Genomic DNA, 20,358 nt, shown 5'->3' with positions numbered 1-20,358 from the left:
GCCTAGAGGCGGTTGTAGGCCTTCAGCGTGCGGAGGGCGCCGAGCGTGACGATGCCGCGGTACTCGAGGTGGGCGGCCAGGCCGGGGGGTTCCCAGGTGATGGCCCAGCCGCCGTCGTCCTGCTGGTCCTCGATCAGGCGATCGAGGTGGGCGTCGAGCTGGGCGTCGGTGAAGAGCGGGCGCCAGACGCTGTCCGGCGTCGACGCGAGCTGCAGCGGAGTCACGCCGTACGTCGGATCCGCGGCGTCGGCGCGGAACCACTGGAGCTTGGGCAACCAGTCGCGGATGCGATCCAGGTCGACGTCATCGGTGTGTTCCAGGAACTCCAGGGCCTCGTGCAAACCGTGGGCGTCCTCCGGGAGGGCCTCGGCCAGCTGCGCGGCGCACCAAGCACCGGCACGGTCGCGCCACGGGTGCTCGAAGCCGAGCTTGTGCAGCCGGCCGACCAGGCCCGCGGTGGGGTTGACCCCGGGTTGGTACGTCCACTCGGTGATGTGCTCGGCGCGCGGGTAGCCCTCGACCGCCGGACCGCACAACGGCACTGCGCCGTCGGAGTTCGCGGTCCGGTCGAGCCAGTCCGCCGCCCGCCGCACCATCTCCTCGTCGCGGGCTTCCGCCGCGAGCAACGTGTCGAACGCGACCTCGACGTCCAGCGGCAGGCTGTCCGGGCACCGCTTGTCCGGCTCCAGTCCCTGCCCGAACCCGCCGTCGGCGTTCTGGAACCCACGCAACGCGTCGACCACCCCCTGCGGATCAGCTCCCTCGAAGACTGTCGCGAAGAGCCGCCGCTCGAGCACCCGAGCGTCCCGCCGTACAAAGTCCCGACCTGCCGTGAAGATGTCCATACCCGTACCTTTACCCATCCCCACCGACAGGTCTTGAACGAATCGGACGTCACGGCTCGAAGCGGTAGCCCATTCCTGGTTCGGTGAGGAGGTGTTTGGGGCGGGCGGGGTCGGGTTCGAGTTTGCGGCGGAGTTGGCCCATGTAGAAGCGGAGGTTGCCGCTCGCGGTTTCGTAGCCGGGGCCCCAGACCTCGGTCAGGAGCTGGCGCTGGGACATGAGCTTGCCGGGGTTGCGGACCAGGACTTCCAGCAAGTGCCACTCGGTGGGGGTGAGGCGGACGTCCTCGCCGTTCTCGAGCGTGACGCGCTTCGCGGCCAGATCCACGACGGCGCCTCCGACGGTCACGACCGGCTGGTCCTGGGCGAGGTTGCTACGCCGCAGTACGGCGCGCATCCGGGCCAGCAGCTCGTCGATCCCGAACGGCTTCGTCACGTAGTCGTCCGCGCCGGCGTCCAGCGCCTCGACCTTGTCGGTCTGGTCGGTCCGCCCGGACAGCACAAGGATCGGCGCGTCGGTCCAGCCGCGCAGTCCGCGGATCACGTCGACGCCGTCGAAGTCCGGCAGCCCGAGGTCGAGGATCACCAGCTCCGGCGGATGCTGCGCGGCGACCTTCAACGCCGACGTACCGGTGCCGGCCAGATGCACCTCGTACCCTCGCGCCTTCAGGTTGATCTGCAACGCCCGCACGATCTGCGGCTCGTCGTCAACCACGAGAACCCTGGTCACTCCGTGTCTCCTGATCTCTCGCGGGCGCCTGGAACCGGGGCCTCCGAAGCCTGCGCGGTCGGGATCGCGACCACCATGGTCAGTCCACCACCTGGGGTGTCCTCGGGCTGCAAGGTGCCGTGCATCGCCTCGGCGAGTCCTCGCGCGAGCGCCAGCCCGAGCCCGACGCCGACGGTGTTGTCGGTGTCGCCGAGCCGCTGGAACGGCGCGAACACCCGGTCCCGGTCCGCGCGCGGGATCCCGGGTCCGCGGTCGATCACCCGGATTTCGACGATGTCGCCGAGAGCGCTTCCGGTGATCAGCGGCGGCCGCTCGGGCGGCGAGTAGCGGATCGCGTTCGCCAGGAGGTTCGCCACGACGCGTTCGAGCAGCGCCGGGTCCGCCTCGACCAACGGCAGCGTGTGCGGGATGTCGACGGTCACCCGGTCCGCATCGTCACCGAGCTCGGACAGTACGCCGGGCACGATCTCGTCCATCGCCATCGGCCGCGTGAACACCGGCAGTACGCCGGCCTGCAGCCGACTCAGGTCAAGCAGGTTGTCCACCAGCCGCGACAGCCGGTCGAGCGACTCGTCCGCGGTCTCCAGCAACTCCTTGCGTTCGGCGTCGCTCCACTCGACGTCGTCACTGCGCAGGCTCGTGACGGAGGCCTTGGCCGAGGCAAGCGGCGAGCGCAGGTCATGCCCGACCGCGCGGAGTAACGCCGTACGCAGCTTGTCGGCCTCGGCGAGCGGTTTCGCCTCGGCCGCGGCCTCGCTCAGCCGGCCCCGGTCCACCAGCGCGGCCGCGTGCGCCGCGAAGGCCCCGACCAGCCGGCGCTCGTCCGCCTCCAACTGATGCCCTTGCAGCACCAGCACCAGGTCGTCCCGGGCCGGGATCTCTGCGTCGGCTTCCTCCGGACGCGTGCAGGTCAGCGTCCCGGCCGAGGCCAATGGTCGCCAGACCTCGGTCAGTTCGTCGTCGTCGACGCGCTCCATCAGGCACGCCCCGGTCATCCCGAACGCCTCGCGCACCCGCTCCAGCAGGGCGGGCAGCGCGGTCTCACCGCGCAGTACCGATCCGGCCAAGGTCGCCAACGTCTCCGATTCCGCAGCCGCCCGGGCCGCTTGTCTGGTACGCCGTGCCGCGCGGTCGACGACCGTACTGACCATGGCCGCGACCAGAATGAAGATCAGCAACGCCAGCGCATTGTTCAGCTCGGCGATCGTGAACGTCCGCTTCGGCGGGGTGAAGAACCAGTTCAGGACCAGCGAGCCGGCGATCGCGGTCACCATCGCCGGCCACATCCCGCCGACCAGCGCCACCACGACGACCGCGAACAGGAACGCGAGCACGTTGCTGGTCAGGTTGAGCGTGTCACCGCCGAGCCCGAGGAGCAGCGCGAGCAGCGGCGGCAGGGCGACGGCCAGCACGAAGCCCTGGATCTTCCGTTTCCGGGACAGACTGCCCCGGAGCCTGGGCAACCGGCCGCGGCCCATCAGCGAATGCGTGACCAGGTGTACGTCGATATCGCCGGAGTCCCGGATCGTCGTCGACCCGATCCCCGGTCCGGTGACCAGCGTCGACAGCCGGCTGCGCCGCGAGCCGCCGAGGACGAGCTGGGTGGCATTCTCCGCCCGCGCGAAGGTCAGCAGCGCGGCCGGAATGTCGTCACCGACCACCTGGTGGTAGGTCCCGCCGAGCTTCTCGACCAGGTTCCGCTGCTCGGCGAGCTTGGTCGGGTTCGCGCCGGTCAGCCCGTCGGAGCGCGCCACATGGACCGCGAGCAGATCGCCGCCGGACGACCGCGCCGCGATCCGCGCGGCACGCCGGATCAGCGTCTCGCCCTCGGGACCGCCGGTCAGCGCGACCACCACGCGCTCGCGAGCCTCCCAGGTGGAGTCGATGTCGTGTTCCGCACGGTACTGCTGCAGACCGGCGTCGACCCGGTCGGCGAGCCAGAGCAGCGCGAGCTCCCGCAGCGCGGACAGGTTGCCGACCCGGAAATAGTTGCCCAGGGCAGCGTCCACCTTGTCGGCGGCGTAGATGTTGCCGTGCGCCATCCGCCGGCGCAGCGCCTCCGGCGTCATGTCGACGAGTTCGATCTGGTCCGCGGCCCGGACCACGCGGTCCGGGACCTTCTCCTGCTGCGGTACGCCGGTGATCTTCTCGACCACGTCGTTGATCGATTCGAGGTGCTGGATGTTGACCGCCGAGATCACGTCGATCCCGGCGGCCAGCAGCTCCTCGATGTCCTGCCAGCGCTTCTCGTTCCGGCTGCCGGGGACGTTGGTGTGCGCCAGTTCGTCGACCAGCGCAACCTCCGGCCGGCGCGCGAGCACCGCGTCGATGTCCATCTCGGTGAAGCTCGCGCCGCGGTAGTCCAGGATCCGGCGCGGGATCGTCTCGAGCCCGGCCAGCATCTCCGCGGTGTGCTCGCGCCCGTGGGTCTCGACGAACCCGACCACCACGTCGGTGCCCCGGGCCAGCCGTCGCTGACCCTCGCCCAGCATCTTGTAGGTCTTCCCAACGCCGGGCGCGGCACCCAGGTAGATCCGCAGATGCCCGCGGCCGCCAGTACTCATACTCGAATGATCGCAGGTCAGCCGAGCGCGGCCAGCGCGTTGTTCAGCTTCACCACGTTGACGGCGGGCTCACCCAGGAATCCCAGTGTGCGGCCCTGCGTGGCGTCCTTGACCAGTTTCTGCACGGTGGCGACCGGCAGGTTCCGCTCGCGGGCGACCCGGTTGACCTGCAGAGCGGCGTACGCCGGGCTGATGCTCGGGTCGAGGCCGCTCGCGCTGGCGGTGACCGCGTCCGGCGGGACCTGGGACGGGTCGACGCCCTCCAGCTCCGCGACCGCCTTGCGGCGCTCGTCGATCGCCGCGATGAGGTCGGCGTTGTTCGGCCCGAGGTTCGAGCCGCCGCTGGCCGCACCGTCGTACGCGCTCGCGGACGGCCGGGTCTGGAACCACTTCGGGTCGGCGACCATGATCGCCTCGCCGTCGGAGTCCTTCTTGCCGCTGTCCATCGTGTACGCCTGGCCGATCAGGTCGGAGGCGACGTCCTTGCCGTCGACCTTGACGATCGAACCGTTCGCGTTGCCGTGGAACAGCGCCTGGGCGGCCCCGGTCATCACCAGCGGGTAAACGATCCCGAGGACCGCCGTGAACACGAGCAGCGCCCGCAGCGCCACCCCGAACTGCCGGACCGAGCCGGGCAGATTGCTTGCCATGAACAACTAACCTTTCAGCGCAGACCGGGGATCAAGGAGATCACCAGGTCGAGGAGCTTGATACCGATGAAGGGCGTGACCAGGCCGCCGAGGCCGTAGATCAGCAGGTTGCGGCGCAGCATCGCCGACGCGGACGACGGCCGGTACCGGACGCCGCGCAGCGCCAGCGGCACCAGCGCGACGATGACCAGAGCGTTGAACACGATGGCCGACACGATCGCCGACTGCGGCGAGTGCAGCCCCATGATGTTCAGCTTGTCCAGCCCCGGGTACGCCGCCGCGAACAACGCCGGCAGGATGGCGAAGTACTTCGCGACGTCGTTCGCGATCGAGAACGTGGTCAGCGAACCGCGGGTGATCAGCAACTGCTTGCCGATCTCGACGATCTCGATCAGCTTGGTCGGGTTGGAGTCGAGGTCGACCATGTTGCCGGCCTCCTTCGCGGCCGACGTCCCGGTGTTCATCGCCACGCCGACATCGGCCTGCGCCAGCGCCGGGGCGTCGTTGGTGCCGTCACCGGTCATCGCGACCAGGCGACCGCCCTCCTGCTCCTTCTTGATCAGCGCCATCTTGTCCTCGGGCGTCGCCTCGGCCAGGAAGTCGTCGACCCCGGCCTCCTCGGCGATCGCCTTCGCGGTCAGCGCGTTGTCACCGGTGATCATCACGGTCCGGATGCCCATCGCGCGCATCTGGTCGAACCGTTCCCGCATACCTTCCTTGACCACGTCCTTGAGGTGGATCACGCCGAGCGCCCGCGCCGTACCGTTGATGCTCTCGGCAACGACCAGCGGCGTGCCGCCGGAGGCCGAGATGCCGTCGGCGATCTCGCCGAGCTTCGGATCCGTGGTGCCGCCGTGCCGGCTGATCCACGCGTTCACCGCACCGGCGGCACCCTTGCGGACCTGCCGGCCGTCGACGTCCACGCCGCTCATCCGGGTCTGCGCGGTGAACTCCACGAACGTCGCGTGCGGAAGTTCACCGGTGTGGCGCTCACGCAGCCCGTAGCCCGTCTTAGCGAGTACGACGATCGACCGGCCCTCCGGTGTCTCGTCCGCGAGGCTGGACAGCTGCGCCGCGTCGGCCAGCTCGGTGTCGCTCACGCCCTGCACCGGGATGAACTCCGACGCCTGCCGGTTGCCCAGCGTGATCGTGCCGGTCTTGTCCAGCAGCAGCGTGTTCACGTCACCCGCGGCCTCGACCGCACGGCCGGACATCGCCAGCACGTTGCGCTGCACCAGCCGGTCCATGCCGGCGATGCCGATCGCGGACAGCAGCGCACCGATCGTGGTCGGGATGAGGGCGACCAGCAGGGCCACCAGGATCACGATGCTCAGGTTCGTGTGCGCGTAGTTCGCGAACGTCGGCAGCGTCGCCGTCGCGATCAGGAACACGATGGTCAGGCTGGCCAGCAGGATGTTCAGCGCGATCTCGTTCGGCGTCTTCTGCCGCGAGGCGCCCTCGACCAGCGCGATCATCCGGTCGATGAAGCTCTCACCGGGCTTGGTGGTGATCTTCACGACGATCCGGTCGGACAGCACCTTCGTACCGCCGGTGACCGCACTGCGGTCGCCGCCGGACTCGCGGATGACCGGCGCCGACTCACCCGTGATCGCCGACTCGTCCACCGAAGCCACCCCCTCGACGACGTCGCCGTCGCCGGGGATGATCTGGCCGGCCTCGACGACCACGAGGTCGCCGAGCGTCAGCTGGGTGGCCGGGACCTCTTCCTCCCGGTCGCCGACCAGGCGCCGGGCGGTGGTCTCGGTCTTGGCGCGGCGCAACGTCTCCGCCTGCGCCTTGCCCCGGCCCTCCGCGACGGCCTCCGCCAGGTTCGCGAAGATCACGGTCAGCCAGAGCCAGACCACGATCCACCAGACGAACACGCTGGGATCGGTGACCGCCTTGATCGTGGACGCGGCCGCGCCCACCTCGACCACGAGCATGACCGGGTTCTTCACCATCACCCGCGGGTCGAGCTTCCGCAGCGCGTCCGGCAACGAGGTCAGCAGCATCTTCGGGTCGAAGGCACCCGACGGCGCCTTCTTCGGGGTCACCGCCGGCTGCTGCGCGGGCGGTGTCATTACGGTGGTCACAGTCCCTCCGCGAGGGGTCCGAGAGTCAGTGCGGGGAAGTAGGTCAGGCCGGTCACGATCAGGACGACGCCGACGAGCATCGTCACGAACAGGGCCTTGTGGGTGGGCAGCGTGCCCTGGGTCACGGGCACCGGCTGCTGCTGCGCGAGGGATCCCGCGAGCGCCAACGCCAGTACGATCGGCACGAACCGGCCGAGCAGCATCACCAGACCGAGAGCGGTGTTGTAGAACGGGATGTTCGCGCTGATCCCGGCGAACGCGCTGCCGTTGTTGTTACCGGCCGACGCGAACGCGTACAGCACCTCGGAGAAGCCGTGCGGGCTGTCGGTGTTCAGGATCGAGGCCCGGGCCGCCGCCAGTCCCATCGCGAGCGACGCACCGACCAGTACGACGGTCGGCGTCGCGAGGATGTACAGCGAGACCAGCTTCATCTCGCGCGCGGTGATCTTCTTCTTCAGGTACTCCGGCGTCCGGCCGACCATCAGGCCCGCGACGAACACGGCCAGGATCGCGAGGATCAGCATGCCGTACAAGCCGGTGCCGGTACCGCCCGGTGAGACCTCGCCGAGCATCATGTGGAACAGCGCCGTACCGCCGCCGAGCGGGGTGAACGAGTCGTGCATGGAGTTCACCGCGCCGGTCGACGTACCGGTCGTCGAGGTCGCGAAGAGCGCCGACGCCCATTCGCCGAACCGGGTCTCCTTGCCCTCCATCGCGGCGCCCGCGGCCCGGGTCGCCGTACCGGCGCCCTGGTTCTCGAAGAACGTCGCGGCGAAGGTGAAGGCCGCCCACAGCGTGCCCATCACGCCGAGGATCGCGTACCCCTGGCGCTTGTCCTTGACCATCAGGCCGAAGGTCCGGGTGATGCAGACCGGGATGAGCAGCAGCAGGAAGATCTCGAACAGGTTCGACAGGCCGTTCGGGTTCTCGAACGGGTGCGCGGAGTTCGCGTTGTAGAAGCCGCCGCCGTTGGTGCCGAGCTCCTTGATGACTTCCTGGCTGGCCACCGGGCCGCCGGGGATGTGCTGGGTCTGACCGACGACCGAGGTCACCTCGTGACCGCCGGAGAAGTTCTGCACCACACCGGTCGCGACCAGCACCAAGGTGCCGATCACGGCGATCGGGAGCAGGATCCGCAGGGTGGTCCGGGTCAGGTCGACCCAGAAGTTGCCGAGCCGGTCGGTCTTGGCCCGGGCGAACCCGCGGATCAGCGCGACCGCGACGGTCATGCCGACGGCCGCTGACAGGAAGTTCTGCACCGCGAGGCCGGCGAACTGGACCAGGTGGCCCATCACCGCTTCCGGCACGTAGCTCTGCCAGTTGGTGTTCGAGACGAAGGACGCGGCGGTGTTGAACGCCAGCCCGGACTCGACGTTCGGCAGGCCGAGCGACAGCGGCAGCCAGTGCTGCAGGCGCTGGAGCAGGTACAACAGCACGACGCTCAGCGCGGAGAACGCGATCAGCGAGCGGGCGTACACGGCCCAGGTCTGATCGGCCTTCGAGTCGACGGCGAACAGCTTGTACGCCCAGCGCTCGACGCGGAGGTCCTTGTCGGACGTGTAGACCCTGGCCATGTAGCCGCCGAGCGGACGGTAGACGGCCGCCAGGCACGCGAGGAGGAGGCCGACCTGCAACAGGCCGGCAGCGGTGTCGGACATCAGAACCTCTCGGGAAAGACCAGGGCGGCGATCAGGTAGAGGACCAGAGCAACGGCCACGACCAGGCCGGCGATGTTCTCGGCGCTCACAGCTTCTCCACTCCACGTAGCGCGAGCCAGACGGCCGCGAACACGACGACGGTGACGGCGAGGTAGATCACGTCATGCATGACGGCGCCGCCTCACGGTGAAAATTGCTCATGAGGTCAACTGGACACCGCTAGCTGCCTGGTCAGGAGGGTTCTCGCAGGCCTCTCACACCCGCTGACACAGCTCTCACAGGCTTCTCACATACTTGCGCTGGCATTCCGCACACACAGACAAGGGACAATCACCCACGTGACTGAACTGGACACCCCCGCCCCCGCCGAGCAGTTCTTCTCCGCGGAGACCCGGACCGCCCTCGCCGAAGCGAGCCGCAAGCTCGCCGAACGGCTCCAGGCGCACACCGACGCCCTGCTCGCGATGACGGGCGACGAGGAACACACCACGCTGTTCGAGCACAACGCCGCGCTCGAGGGCGTCGTCGAGGACTGGAACGACGCGGTGTTCGAGCACACCGGTACGTCGCCGTTGCTGCTGGACGATGCGGCCGACGACGAGGAGGACGAAGACGTCGAGCAGGACCATGTGATCAGCGTGGTGTCGCGGTTCGACCTGCGCGTGGTCGACCTGGACGCGCTGATCGAGGCCGGCCGCGCCGCGCAGGAGCGGCACCCGGCCGAACTGGACGAGTCCGGTGACCGCGAGCCGGTCGACTCCGCCGAGCAGGCGATCTACGAGATCAGCCGTGAGGTCGGCGAGGCCTGGTTCGAGCTGCCCGGTATCGAGATGGTGGCCGGCGCCCGCGCGTACGTCGTACCCGAACCGCCCTTCGAGCCGCTCGACGCGGACGCCGAGGACGTCGTCACCGAACTCATCGCCCCGAACGGCGTGGCCACCCACGCCGAGACCTGGGCCTAGACCAGTAGCTCCCCGTCCAGGACAGTGATCGCCTGGCCTTTCAGGTAGACGCGGTCGCCGGACGGTACGACCTGGACGACACCGCCTCGGGCGGACGCCTGGTAACCCACCAGTTCGTCCCGCCCGAGGCGCTCGGCCCAGTACGGCGCCAGACTCGTGTGCGCGCTCCCGGTCACCGGATCCTCCGGGATCCCGCTGCCGGGCGCAAAGAACCGCGAAACGAAGTCGTACTCCGACCCCTGCGCCGTCACGATCACGCCGCGCAGCCTCTCGCGCTGGATGATCCCCGTCATCACGTCGTAGTCCGGGACCACCGCACGCACCGTCGCCTCGTCACGCACGACGACCAGCAGATCGCGGAGCTCGCCCGTGACGTAGACCTCTGCGGGCTCGACCGACACCGCGGCTCGCAGGCCCTCCGGAGCGGGCACCTCGATCGGCCGGTTGATCGGAAAGTCGAGCGTGATGCCGTCGTCGGCGACCGTCGCGGTCAGGATGCCGCTCAGGGTCGCGAAGGCGACCTTTCCGGACACCTTGCCGTCCGCGGCCAGCGCATGCGTCGTCGCGAGCGTGGCGTGGCCGCAGAGCACCTCCTCCTTCGTCGGAGTGAACCAGCGCAGATCCCAGTCCGCGTCGGCGCGTTCCGACGGCCGAACGAACGCCGTCTCGGCGTGGTTCATCTCAGCGGCCACGGACAGCATCCGCGCCTCGTCCGGCCAGTCCCCGGCCTCGAGTACACAGACGCCCGCCGGATTCCCGGCGAAGGCTCGGTCAGCGAACGCATCGACCACACGGATCCTCATGCCTCGACGCTAACGGCTGCGGCGACCGCCGTTCCATAACCACTTTTCGTCCCAGTGGCCTTGAACCGCCGGGCGGAACGGGCCGTATCGAGGGTGTCCCAGTCTTCCGACCGACAGGAAAGTGACATGTCGTTCCGCTCGAAGGGCCGTCCACTCGCCGTGGCGACCGCACTCGTCGGCAGTCTCGCCTTGATCGCTCCGGCGACCGCCGACGCCCACGGTCCGTCGCACGCCCTCGCCGTACAGCAGGTCAACCTGGTCTCCGACGAGCCCGGAAAGGCCGTGCTCCAGGATCCGGATCTGGTGAATCCGTGGGGGCTGTCGCTGGGTGCGACGACCCCGCTGTGGGTGTCGAACCAAGGTACGTCGACGTCCACGCTGTACTCGTCCGCGCCGGGCTCGGCGACCGTGACGAAGGTGCCGACCGTCCGCGTCACGGTGCCGCTGCCGACCGGGCAGGTGGCCAACGCGGGCACCTCGTTCGTGGTCAGCAACGCGACCGCGAGCGCTCCGGCCCGCTTCATCTTCGCCACTCTGACCGGGCAGATCGCGGCCTGGAACCCGACGATCAACCCGCTGCTCGGGCCGGCCGACATCAAGGCGACCACGCCCGGCGCGGTGTACACGGGGCTGGCGATCGCCGCGGCGCCGGACCGGCTGTTCGCGGCCGACTTCGCCCGCGGGCGGATCGACGTGTTCGACGGTGCGTTCCAGCCGGTGAAGCTGCCGTGGTGGGCGTTCCGCGATTTCGCGCTGCCGAAGGGATACGCGCCGTACAACGTGCAGACGCTGAACGGACGGATCTTCGTCACCTACGCCAAGCCCGACCCGCAGACCGGTCGCGCGACCCGCGGTCGCGGCCTCGGTTTCGTCGACGAGTTCACCGCTGACGGCAAACTGGTCGCCCGGGTCGCGTCCCGGAGCAGCCTGAACGCCCCGTGGGCCCTCGCCCTCGCTCCCACTTCCTGGGGCGCGCCGGCCGGCACGCTCCTGGTCGGCAACTTCGGAGACGGCCGGATCAACATCCTCGAACCCAGGTCCCACAACCGCTACAAGCTGACCGGCCAGGTCCGTACCACCGACGGCGAAACCCTCAGCATCGATGGCCTCTGGGCGCTCATCCCGGGCACTGCTACCACCGGCGGCCCCGACGCCCTCTGGTTCTCCGCCGGCCCCGCGAACGAGACCCACGGCCTCCTCGGCCAGCTCAGGCGGTGAGCGCTTTCTCGAACCAGTGGTGGGCGTAGGGCTCGGTGTTGAAGGCCGGCACCTCCTGGTAGCCCGCTGAGCGGTAGAGGGCGATCGCCTCGGTCAGGTTGCGGTTGGTTTCCAGCCGTACGACGGGGGCACCGTAGGCGATCGCCTCGCGCTCGAGTTCGGTGAGAAGGCGGCGGCCCAGACCTAGGCCGCGGGCCTCGGGAGCGACCCACATCCGTTTGATCTCGGCGGGGTCGCTCCCGTGGAACTTGAGTGCTCCGCAGCCGACCGGCTCCGAGTGAAGGGTTGCTATCAGCAACGATCCGGCGGGAGGTGTCAGCTCAGCGTTGTCCGCAGAGATGCTGCGAGACTTGTCGAAGCCGGCCTCGAAGCGGTCACCGAGCTCGGCGAAGTACGACTCCAAGCAGTACTGCGCGACCGGCAGCCGAGGATCCACCACGGCGACCCGCACCATCGACGCGGTCAGCAACCGCGTCACCTCGCTCATCGCAGCGACCAGCCGGTCCTGTTGCCGCACGTCGAGCGGTTCGAGGATCGACGCCGCGAGCTCGTCCGACCGCTCGTCCAGGACCTGCCGCTCGGCGAGCCCTTCCTCGGTCAGCCGCGCGATCCGCACCCGGCCGTCGTGCCCGCTCCGCTCGACCCGGACCAGACCAGCGTCCTCCAGCGACCGAAGCAGCCGGCTCACGTACCCGGAGTCGAGATCGAGCCGGGCCCGCAACGAGCGGACATCACAGCCGTCCGGCCCGATCTCCCACAGCACCCGGTCCTGCCCGAGCGGCCGGCCGCGCGACAGGTAGGCGTCCTGCAACGCCCCGACCCGCTGCGTGACGACCCGGTTGAACCGCCGTACCTCCACAACACCCATCCTCTGACCTTAGTCAGAGATCGACTGTCACTCCAGGGGGCGGAGTTCGTCGGCGTACGAGACGGAGACCCGCCGGAGTACGCCGTCCTTCACCGAGTACTGCCCCATGCGCCACAGCGGCGGGCTGTACGCGTGAACGGTGACACTGCCCTTGTCGAGGCCGGTCAGGCGGTGGATGTGGTCGGGGCCGAAGCCGTAGACGTCGCCAGCCTCCACCTCGGTCTCGATGGACTCGGTGCCGATCGCGAGGTTGTGCTCGACGAGCCTTCCGCGGGCCACGGCGACCGCACCGGACGAGACGTCGTGATCGTGCCAGCCGGTGTCGTTCACCGGCGTCCAGCAGATCAGCCAGACGTCGACGTTCGCATCCCGGTGGAGCGAGGCGAAGACCCGCTCCTCGTCGCTGTACGCGACCTGGTCCTCCCACAGGTGCGGCTGCGCCGCGATCGACGCCGCCAGCTCGGACAGCTCCGCAGGAGTCAGGTCGCGGCCCGGAAGGTCGTCCAGCGACAGACAGTTGTTGAGCTCCACGAGCCGGCTGGCCTGGCGCGCCGGGACGTTGGGTACGTCGATTGGCTGAGCAGTCACTGCACTCCCCTCTCAGGAGTGGGTGCGTCTCCCGGTCCCACGCCGTCGCGAGCAGGTGCTCGGCGGAGTGCCTCGGCGAGCGGGAGCGGAGGGGTCGATGTGGTTTCATCGTTCCCTTCGCTCCCGTTCGGCGAGGTGCCCGCCGAGTGCCGCGCAGTAGGCGTGGGGCCGGGAGACGCACCCATAGATGCACCGGAGCCGAACAGCAGCCGGTGTGGATTGTCGTGGCGGATCACCGCGGTCGCGGCGTCCCCCTGGCGGAGTTCGGTGGTGTCGGCGTACGGCCGGTCGGTGCCGTGCACGACCTGGTCGATGCCGAGGACCCGTGCGACCGCGTCGATCCCTTGCGGGCCGTAGCTCGACGTGTCGACGTACAGGTTCGGGTCGATGGTGCCGAGCCGGCCGCCGCGCGCGGTCAGCCGCTCGTGATGCACCGGCGCGAGACCGGCGGCGGCGACGAAGCACAGCCGGAGGTCCGGGTACGAGCGTCGCCCGCCGAAGGCATGCCACGCCCACCAGGCCGCCTGCAGCTGCGTCGTGTAGTCGACGACCGGCGCCCACCACCCCGGCGCCTCGGTCGGCCGCGCCGTACCGGGATGCACGAGGATCGGCCTGCCTACCCGCTCGGCGACGCGCAGCAGCTCATCCTGCGCTTCCCAACCTCTTGGCGTTCCGAGGATGTGCGCGGGAAGCTGTAGTCCCAGAAAGCCCTTGTTCAGAAGGGATTCCAGTCCGGCGACGTCAGGCTCGCGCAGGTCAACGGAAGCCCACGCCCGGAACGGCTTCGGGAACTCCGCGGCCCCGTCGTGCCAGGCCGCGAGCAGCTCCGCGTCGCCGAGTTCCTCGACGCCGAGCGGACTCGACAGCGACACCGCGGCCAGCGTCGTCCCGGAGTCCTGCTCCAGCGCGACCCGCTTGCCCAGCTCGTGCGCCGCCGGATCCACGTCGTACGGCGCTTCGCAGGTGGTGTGCAGCGTCCAGCCGTCGAGGTACGGCGGCTCGCGGCGGGCCCGGAGGCGGTCGACGAAAGCTTCCGGCCACAGATGCTGGTGGACGTCGATCATCGAACCCTCCCCTCGCCAGTTTGATCATCTTGAAGCGCTTCAAGCTGATTAGAGTGAAGCGCTTCAAAGCGGTGTCTGTCAAGTTTCTGTCCACGGCGGCGGTTAGGGTCGTGGGCATGTCCGGAACCAGCCGGAGGCCGACCCTCAAGGACATCGCCGCCGAGACCGGGCTCTCGATGGCCGCCGTGTCGTATGCGCTGCGCGGTCTGCACGGCACGCCCGAGACCCGGCAGCGGGTTCAGGACGCCGCCGACCGCCTCGGCTACCAGGCCGATCCGGTCGCCCGCGCGCTCGCGTCCGGTCGCAGCGGATCCATCGGCGTACTTTGCGCCTCGCTCGAAGACCTCTGGCAGCAACGCGTCGCGGCCGCGCTCGGCCGCGAACTCCTGGCCCCGGACCGGAACGCCTGGATCATCGACTCGGCCGGCGACGCCGACCGCCAACTCGAACTCGCCCAGCACCTCGTCGACCACCGCGCCGACGCGATCGTCGTGATCCCGATCGACCCGGCCGCGAAGGCCTGGGCCGATATCACCCGGCAGGCGCCGGTGATCGCGATCGGCGACGCGCTGCCGAGCGCGAAGGCGAAGTCCGAGGTGATCCTCGACAACGAATCCGGCGTGAGTACGGCGCTGCGCCGCCTGTCGGACGCCGGCCACCAGGACATCGCCGTACTGAGCGCGACCCGCCGCCTCGAAGTGGAGCGCCCCGCCGAGGAGATCGCTCAGCGCGTCGCGGCCGATCTCGGCCTGAAGATCCGCCTGCTGCAATGCCCGCACGACCTGACCGGAGCGACCACCGTCGCCCGCACGCTGCTCTCCGGCAGCACGCGCCCGACCGGCATCCTCGCCCTCGCCGACTCGATGGCCTTCGGCGTGTACGCCGCCACCCGCGAGCTCGGCCTCCGAATCCCGGAAGACCTCTCCCTGCTCGGCTACGACGACCAGCCGATGTCCCAACTCCTCACGCCACCCCTGTCGACCTTCCACTGGCCCCTCGACGACCTCGTCACCCACGTCGTCTCCCGCGTCACCTCGGCAGTCGACACCAACCGCCGAGTCCGCCGCACCACCCTCACCCCCACCCTGATAGAACGCGGCTCGGTCGCCGCCCCACCCAAATAGGCGAAGCGGCAACCAATGCCCGACAGGTTCCACCCGTCGAAACTAGACTAATCCACTACACTTACTTCCCGTTGTCCAAGATCCGGACATGCAGCACACGCGTGCTCCGCCGGCGAGAGGATGACGACACTTCGACGGATCGCGGGTACCCCGGCAGGCGGCAGCTGCACGGCGTTCGGCAAGACCAACCGGACACAGTCCCCGGGCGCGCGACGCGAACGTAGAATGCTAGTGCCGAAGCCCCGGAACTCGAAGTCGTCGGCGAGTTCTGCCGCACGCACGGCCTGGTCCAAGCGCGACAGGGCGGACCACAAGACCGGACCAGACTCGAGCTGATCGAGAGCGGCCAGCGTCACGGCCCCGTCGCCGAGTCCAGGACAACCTCCAGCGCGCGCATGAGCTGCCGCCCAGCGAGTGGACCCAACCAGCTGCACCTGACGACCGATCAGGTAGATCGAAATGTCAAAAGCTGCAAATCGCCAAACCGGCTGGGTGAACCATCCGGCGACTGCCTGACAGCCGTCGTGTCCGAAGGACACGCGCCATTGCAGGCGGCCGTTGCCCAGGCGATCGCTCGCGGGGAAACGAGTCAAGCGCGCCATTTCGTCAGTAGCCGTGGCGAAAGTCGCCGCGATGCAGAACAACAGGCCCTTGAAAATCTGTTCAGTGATGCCGAGGCACGGGAGGCCGCAATCACCGCGGCCGGAAGCGGTACCGTGAGCGGCTACATTCACACTCTGGCCGACACCGTCAGCTACTTCTACTGCTCCGGGTCGAGTTGCTCGCTGGTAGGCAAGGTCGGTGTTCAGTACGTCACCAACATCGGCTTTTATCCTGACATCACTATGTACGGTGAACTCGCCGTCAAGCAGGGACCGAGCGTCGACTTCACAGCCAATGAGTGCTTGTCCCGGTGGGATGCCAACAATTGGCCCGATTCGACCGTCCACACCTGGTCCAACTGCCCCGCCGCGCACAACCGCGACACCTGGACGACTCGCGCCCTCATCTTGTCCGAGACATGGCGGCAGGGCGGCACTCGTGGCGAGAAGTACTACAACCGGTATCGGATGACGTTCAAGACCAGTGCAGGCTCGCGGCCATCCTTCGGGCCATGGGAGTGGGAGACAAAGCGCTGGTACATTCCAACATCAAGCACGCATCCTTACTGGCTGGTGTGACCGTTGGGAGGAACAGCCGTGGACCTTGTTGATCCAGCAGCGGATCTACGAGAGCGCATAACCCTACGGTTGAGACTCCTGCGCGCGTTCGCTGAGCTGCCGCAGAAGATGCCAGCACTGCTGGAGATCTATCGCACGGCCTCTGCGGGCGACGACGAAATCTCCATTCATCAGGTCGCAGAACTGTTCGGCGGCGACATGGTCGTCGCTCAGGCGATCAACAACCAACCGCTTGGCTGGGTCCATCCCTACCGGCTGCAAGCAATCCGTGAGGAGATCGAGTCGTTGGAGGCGCAACTTGATGCGCTGGAGGGGGAACGGAGTTGAGTTGGAAACGGCTAGCCGGCGTCATGGCATTCGCCATCACGGTTGTTGCGACCGGGACCGCTAGTAGCGTCTCGTCGCCAGCGCCCGGTGGTCCGACGGGGCGGATTGTGCCGGACTGCGCGTATCTGCGCACTCACCTGCAGCAGATTGCGGCCCAAGGGACTCAGTGGGTCGCTTGCTCCGAGAACCCGACAGACGGCCCCTAGCAGTGCCATAGACAGGCTCCCGTTGTACTGCAAAGTCATTGTGGTGCGACGGGAGCCGTCGGCGCGGTGGGCTTCGCCGCCCTGGTGTGCCAACCGGCGAATCGTTCTCCGGGGTAAGAGCTACTGGCACGGCGGTGGCTGGACAGCCGCCGGTCATCGGTCGCCGCAGTTCCCGTCGTTGAGTCCCCCTCGCACCAATCAGCCACCTGTAGGGCGTTGGCCTAGTAGTCGCACGCGAGCGCCAGCTCGCGACGCGCCAGCGGCAGCCGGCAACAACCGGCGATAGCCCGGAAGCAGAAGCTCCGCGCTGAGCGGGGGCGGGTGGGAGCGGGTGCGGTGAGGAGCGGAGCGGAGCGACGAAGTGAGCGCCTGCGGAGCATGCGTGGGCTGATCACCTTCCCCCACAAACTGCCGGAAGGCCGGTCGAGCGGGGTGCTCGGCCGGCCTTCTGGGAGGGCGTGCTGTGGTTACTTGGTGCCGAAGACCTGGAGTTCGGTCATGTCGGTGAATTGGCAGCCGCCGAAGGCGCCGGCGGGGCAGTTGGTTTCGAAGTCGGGGACCTGGGGGCTGAGCATCCAGAAGCGGACGTACTGGACGCCGGTCGTGTTGCCGGTCGGGGTGACCAGGTTGTACTTGCCGCGGTTGGTGGCGTCGAACGTGCCCTCCGCCGCGGTGGCCCAGGTGGTGCCGTCGGCCGAGGTCTCGATCCGGTACTTGCCGGTCGAGGCGCTGCCCGGGTCACCGCAGGTGTTCGACGGGTCGACGTTGAAGGCGCTGATGGTGACAGCGGCCGGCAGCTTCACGTCGACGTGCTTGTCGATCATCTTGTTGGTCGGGGTGCCGTTGTCGTCACCGGTGGTGCTGCCCCAGCCGGTGCCCTGGGCGTTGTCGATCGCGCCGGACGGGCCACAGTTGAAGGAGCTGAAGTCCGGGCCGTTGAAGCCGGCGATCGCACCGCCGCCGGACGCTGCCGCCCAGTTGCGACGCGGTACGAAGTTCGCCTGCGTGCCCGGGGTGACCTTGACCGGCTGCACCAGCAGCTCGTAACCCGGTGCGGACACGACGACCTTCGGGTAGGTACCCGGGGCAACGCCGGTGATCGTGTACTTGCCGGTCGCGTCGGTCGAGCCGGCGTAGTCACCGGCGTACCCGGAGGAGTGACCGCCGACGTACACGAGCGCGCCGGCCACCGGAGCACCGGTGTCCTTGTCCATCACAGTGCCGGTCACGGTGGTGGTCGCACCTGTCGGCGGCTTGTGGAAGTCCTCGGCCGGGAACGCGTCGCCGCCGTCGACGACACCGGCGTACCAGCCCATGCCGCGGTTGGCGAACACCGTCCAGATGACGTCGGCGTTCTTGCCGCCGCTGGCGACCAGGTCGGCCTGGACGATCGCGTTGCGCATGTCGAGCATCGTCGGGTCGTTCGGCGACAGCTCCATCGCGCGGGTGATGATGCTCACCGCGTAGCTGCGGCCGAAGCGCTCGCGCAGGTCCCACAGGGTCTGCGCCCAGACCTCACCGGACGCGTGCACCTCGGGCGTACCGCCGATGGTCGGGAAGTCGCCGTACGTGTAGCCGCCCTTCGAGCCGTCGAGCGCGACGCAGTTCGGGCTGACCGCCTTGACCCGGCAGTCGTTCGCCTGGGTGCGGATCGTGCCGCCACCGGTGACGTACTTGCCCTCGAGGACCTCACCCGGAGCGGTGGTGTCCTTCTCCAGGCCGTGCGAGACCAGGTAGTCGAGTGCGTAGAAGTCGCTCCAGGCCTCGCCCATCGAGCCGGCCTGGATGCTGTTCAGCGTCGAGTTGCCGGTGGCGTCGACGACGAGGCGGTTGGACAGGCCGTGGGTGTACTCGTGGTACAGGATGTCCGCCGCGTTCGACGAGCTGGTCGCGACGGTGCTCTTGTCGCCGGCCGTGCCGAACAGGTACATCTGCATGGTCGGCGGTGTGCCGTCCGGCGGAGTGTTCATGTTCGCGTTGTTCACGTGGTTCACGTCCGGCCCGCCGTCGGCGCCGGTCGCCGCACCGTCCAGCGCGTTCAGCAGCACCGGGTCACCGCCCGCGGCGTCGAACGAGCCGGCCGCCGGGGTGAAGCTGATCGGCGCCTTCGCCAGCCAGTCGTGGAAGTTGCTGGCCAGGTAGAACCCGTTGGTGACGTCCTGGTTCAGATTGGTCTTCCAGGAGTCGGGCTTCGCCGGGTCCCAGGTGCAGATGTACGAGGTCGAGCAGAGCGCCTGCGCGTCCGGGAACGGCGTCAGCTTGTAGTCGGCGGTGGTCTTGGTGCCTGGCACCTTGACCGTCTCACCGGCGTTCGGCTGGTTGTCGTCGTTGACATCGGCGAAGGCCGCGACCGACGTACCTTCCAGGAGGGTCTTCGCGTTCTTCGGCAGCCACTTGTTGTAGGTCAGGTTCTCGACCCGCTGGGTGCCGCCCTTCGGCGCGCCCGGGTAGTTGTCCGTGACCAGCGCATCGCCGTTGCCCTCGCTGGACAGGTTCCGGCGGTACAGCGTGGCACCGGTCTGCGCGTCGACGACGTGGCTGTAGAACCGGGTCCCGCCGGAGTTCGTGTAGGTCAGCCAGCCCTTGCGGAGCCCGTCGGCGGTGTGGAACCAGACCTGCTTGGCGGTGTCGCCGTTGCTCCACTTCGTGTTCACGCCGGACGTGGTCGCGGTGGCGGACTTCGTCGTACCACCGACGTCGGTGATCGCGGCGGTCCGGGCGCCCGCGGCGCTGAGCTTCGACGCGGCGACGGCGGACCGGCTCTGCGCGGCGGTGGCCAGGCCGGAGACCGGCGAGCCCATCACGGAGATCAGCTGGCCGTTCTTGGTGACGTTGGCCTTCAGGCCGTTGCCGAACACCTCGACGCCGTCGACGACCTGCGACCAGAAGATGTGGTGGGTGCCGAGGTCGTCGACGTAGTCCTTGCGCAGCTTCAGCGTGCTGAGGTCGGCATCGGAGAGCTTGAAGACCTCCGGGTGGGCCTTCACGTAGCCGAGGGCAACAGCCGTCGCCTTCTTGGCGCTCTTGCCGGTGAGGAAGCCGTTCAGCTTGGTGACCTGGGCCGGGGTGCCGGTGTTCGGGTCGACCTCGACGACACCCTGGCTACCGAGCGAGTCGCGGAACTCCTTCGCATCCGCTGTCTCCTTGCCCGCGACCTTCGCCGCGCGGGCGTAGGTGGTGCGGGCGTTCGGCGTCCGGGCGTCGTAGTTGCCCTTGCGTTCCTTGCCCGCGGACGGCGTCTCGGCCTGCGCGGGTTTCTTGCCTTCGGCACCGGTGTTCTGGGCGGCGTCCGCGCCGCCGGCGGTCATCGCCAGCACGGTCGCGGCAGCGGAGACGGCGGAGACTGCCAGGAGCCCCCGCCCTCTGCGTGATGTCGTCACAGCAAATTCTCCATGGAGTTCGTGTGCGGGTCGCCCTCCACGACCCGTCCCGGGGGCTGACCTTAAGCCTCCCGAAGGTCCCGGGGAAGGGAAATCACCG

The 20,358-nt window shown here is 68.7% G+C and carries 17 protein-coding genes; 5 read left to right on the top strand and 12 right to left on the bottom strand.

Translation table 11 applies throughout. From position 1 onward, the window contains the following. Nucleotides 1–2 precede the first annotated feature (2 nt). The 7 genes from E0H92_RS03760 to kdpF are packed head-to-tail and all read right to left on the bottom strand — an operon-like array spanning nucleotide 3 to nucleotide 8,626. The gene (locus E0H92_RS03760) at nucleotides 3–845 is read right to left on the bottom strand and encodes a hypothetical protein (RefSeq protein ID WP_131495391.1); all 843 of its coding nucleotides are present in this window, start codon (nucleotides 843–845) and stop codon (nucleotides 3–5) included. Nucleotides 846–894: 49 nt separating this feature from the next. Further along, entirely contained in the window at nucleotides 895–1,572 is a 678-nt protein-coding gene (locus tag E0H92_RS03755) for a response regulator (RefSeq protein WP_131495390.1), read from the bottom strand. Further along, nucleotides 1,569–4,136 (bottom strand): sensor histidine kinase, encoded by a 2,568-nt coding sequence (locus tag E0H92_RS03750; RefSeq protein ID WP_131464587.1) that lies wholly within the window; start codon nucleotides 4,134–4,136, stop codon nucleotides 1,569–1,571. Before E0H92_RS03750 ends, E0H92_RS03755 begins: the two co-directional genes overlap by 4 nt. Nucleotides 4,137–4,153: 17 nt before the next feature. After that, nucleotides 4,154–4,786 carry a K(+)-transporting ATPase subunit C gene (kdpC, locus tag E0H92_RS03745; RefSeq protein WP_131495389.1) on the bottom strand — a complete coding sequence of 211 codons (633 nt, stop codon included), beginning with the start codon at nucleotides 4,784–4,786 and terminating at the stop codon, nucleotides 4,154–4,156. A gap of 14 nt (nucleotides 4,787–4,800) precedes the next feature. Then, nucleotides 4,801–6,867 carry a potassium-transporting ATPase subunit KdpB gene (kdpB, locus tag E0H92_RS03740; RefSeq protein WP_131496431.1) on the bottom strand — a complete coding sequence of 689 codons (2,067 nt, stop codon included), beginning with the start codon at nucleotides 6,865–6,867 and terminating at the stop codon, nucleotides 4,801–4,803. An 8-nt stretch (nucleotides 6,868–6,875) separates the two neighbouring features. After that, complete coding sequence (gene kdpA, locus E0H92_RS03735; RefSeq protein WP_131495388.1) at nucleotides 6,876–8,537, bottom strand: potassium-transporting ATPase subunit KdpA; 1,662 nt, start codon at nucleotides 8,535–8,537, stop codon at nucleotides 6,876–6,878. Next, nucleotides 8,537–8,626, bottom strand: coding sequence for a K(+)-transporting ATPase subunit F (gene kdpF / locus E0H92_RS03730; RefSeq protein ID WP_131283897.1), 90 nt, complete (start codon nucleotides 8,624–8,626; stop codon nucleotides 8,537–8,539). The genes kdpA and kdpF overlap by 1 nt, the downstream gene beginning before the upstream one ends. 249 nt (nucleotides 8,627–8,875) lie before the next feature. Here kdpF and E0H92_RS03725 point away from each other — a divergent pair, with 249 nt between their 5' ends. Beyond that, nucleotides 8,876–9,499, top strand: coding sequence for a hypothetical protein (locus E0H92_RS03725; RefSeq protein ID WP_238152975.1), 624 nt, complete (start codon nucleotides 8,876–8,878; stop codon nucleotides 9,497–9,499). Here E0H92_RS03725 and E0H92_RS03720 read toward each other — a convergent pair. After that, the gene (locus tag E0H92_RS03720) at nucleotides 9,496–10,302 is read right to left on the bottom strand and encodes a PhzF family phenazine biosynthesis protein (RefSeq protein ID WP_131495387.1); all 807 of its coding nucleotides are present in this window, start codon (nucleotides 10,300–10,302) and stop codon (nucleotides 9,496–9,498) included. The two genes, E0H92_RS03725 and E0H92_RS03720, sit on opposite strands and share 4 nt — an antisense overlap. Nucleotides 10,303–10,428: 126 nt before the next feature. Here E0H92_RS03720 and E0H92_RS03715 point away from each other — a divergent pair, with 126 nt between their 5' ends. Further along, entirely contained in the window at nucleotides 10,429–11,520 is a 1,092-nt protein-coding gene (locus E0H92_RS03715; RefSeq protein WP_131495386.1) for a TIGR03118 family protein, read from the top strand. Here the strand turns inward: E0H92_RS03715 and E0H92_RS03710 are convergent. From E0H92_RS03710 to E0H92_RS03700, 3 genes are read right to left on the bottom strand one after another with little or no spacing between them, the layout of a single operon-like run. Then, complete coding sequence (locus E0H92_RS03710; RefSeq protein ID WP_131495385.1) at nucleotides 11,510–12,388, bottom strand: MarR family winged helix-turn-helix transcriptional regulator; 879 nt, start codon at nucleotides 12,386–12,388, stop codon at nucleotides 11,510–11,512. The genes E0H92_RS03715 and E0H92_RS03710 overlap by 11 nt on opposite strands. A gap of 27 nt (nucleotides 12,389–12,415) precedes the next feature. After that, nucleotides 12,416–12,976 carry a cysteine dioxygenase gene (locus E0H92_RS03705; protein ID WP_131464568.1) on the bottom strand — a complete coding sequence of 187 codons (561 nt, stop codon included), beginning with the start codon at nucleotides 12,974–12,976 and terminating at the stop codon, nucleotides 12,416–12,418. Next, nucleotides 12,973–14,040 (bottom strand): amidohydrolase family protein, encoded by a 1,068-nt coding sequence (locus E0H92_RS03700; RefSeq protein ID WP_238173302.1) that lies wholly within the window; start codon nucleotides 14,038–14,040, stop codon nucleotides 12,973–12,975. The genes E0H92_RS03705 and E0H92_RS03700 overlap by 4 nt, the downstream gene beginning before the upstream one ends. A 116-nt stretch (nucleotides 14,041–14,156) precedes the next feature. On the opposite strand from E0H92_RS03700, the gene E0H92_RS03695 reads away from it, so the two are divergent. The 3 genes from E0H92_RS03695 to E0H92_RS03685 all read left to right on the top strand — a co-directional run bounded on the left by E0H92_RS03695 (nucleotide 14,157) and on the right by E0H92_RS03685 (nucleotide 16,672). Continuing rightward, nucleotides 14,157–15,164: a LacI family DNA-binding transcriptional regulator gene (locus E0H92_RS03695; protein ID WP_131495384.1), complete on the top strand. Its 1,008-nt coding sequence runs from the start codon at nucleotides 14,157–14,159 to the stop codon at nucleotides 15,162–15,164. 524 nt (nucleotides 15,165–15,688) lie between these two features. Further along, the gene (locus E0H92_RS03690; protein ID WP_131495383.1) at nucleotides 15,689–16,345 is read left to right on the top strand and encodes a hypothetical protein; all 657 of its coding nucleotides are present in this window, start codon (nucleotides 15,689–15,691) and stop codon (nucleotides 16,343–16,345) included. 18 nt (nucleotides 16,346–16,363) lie between these two features. Further along, a complete protein-coding gene (locus E0H92_RS03685) occupies nucleotides 16,364–16,672 on the top strand; it encodes a hypothetical protein (RefSeq protein ID WP_131464557.1) in 309 nt (102 codons plus the stop codon). A gap of 673 nt (nucleotides 16,673–17,345) precedes the next feature. Here E0H92_RS03685 and E0H92_RS03680 read toward each other — a convergent pair. Next, nucleotides 17,346–20,258: a M36 family metallopeptidase gene (locus E0H92_RS03680; RefSeq protein ID WP_131495382.1), complete on the bottom strand. Its 2,913-nt coding sequence runs from the start codon at nucleotides 20,256–20,258 to the stop codon at nucleotides 17,346–17,348. Between the last annotated feature and the right edge of the window lie 100 nt (nucleotides 20,259–20,358).

This window comes from Kribbella speibonae, assembly GCF_004331375.1.
GTDB lineage: Bacteria > Actinomycetota > Actinomycetes > Propionibacteriales > Kribbellaceae > Kribbella > Kribbella sindirgiensis.
The sequence above is the reverse complement of the archived record's forward strand: the minus strand, read 5'-3'. Positions and strand labels throughout refer to the sequence as shown.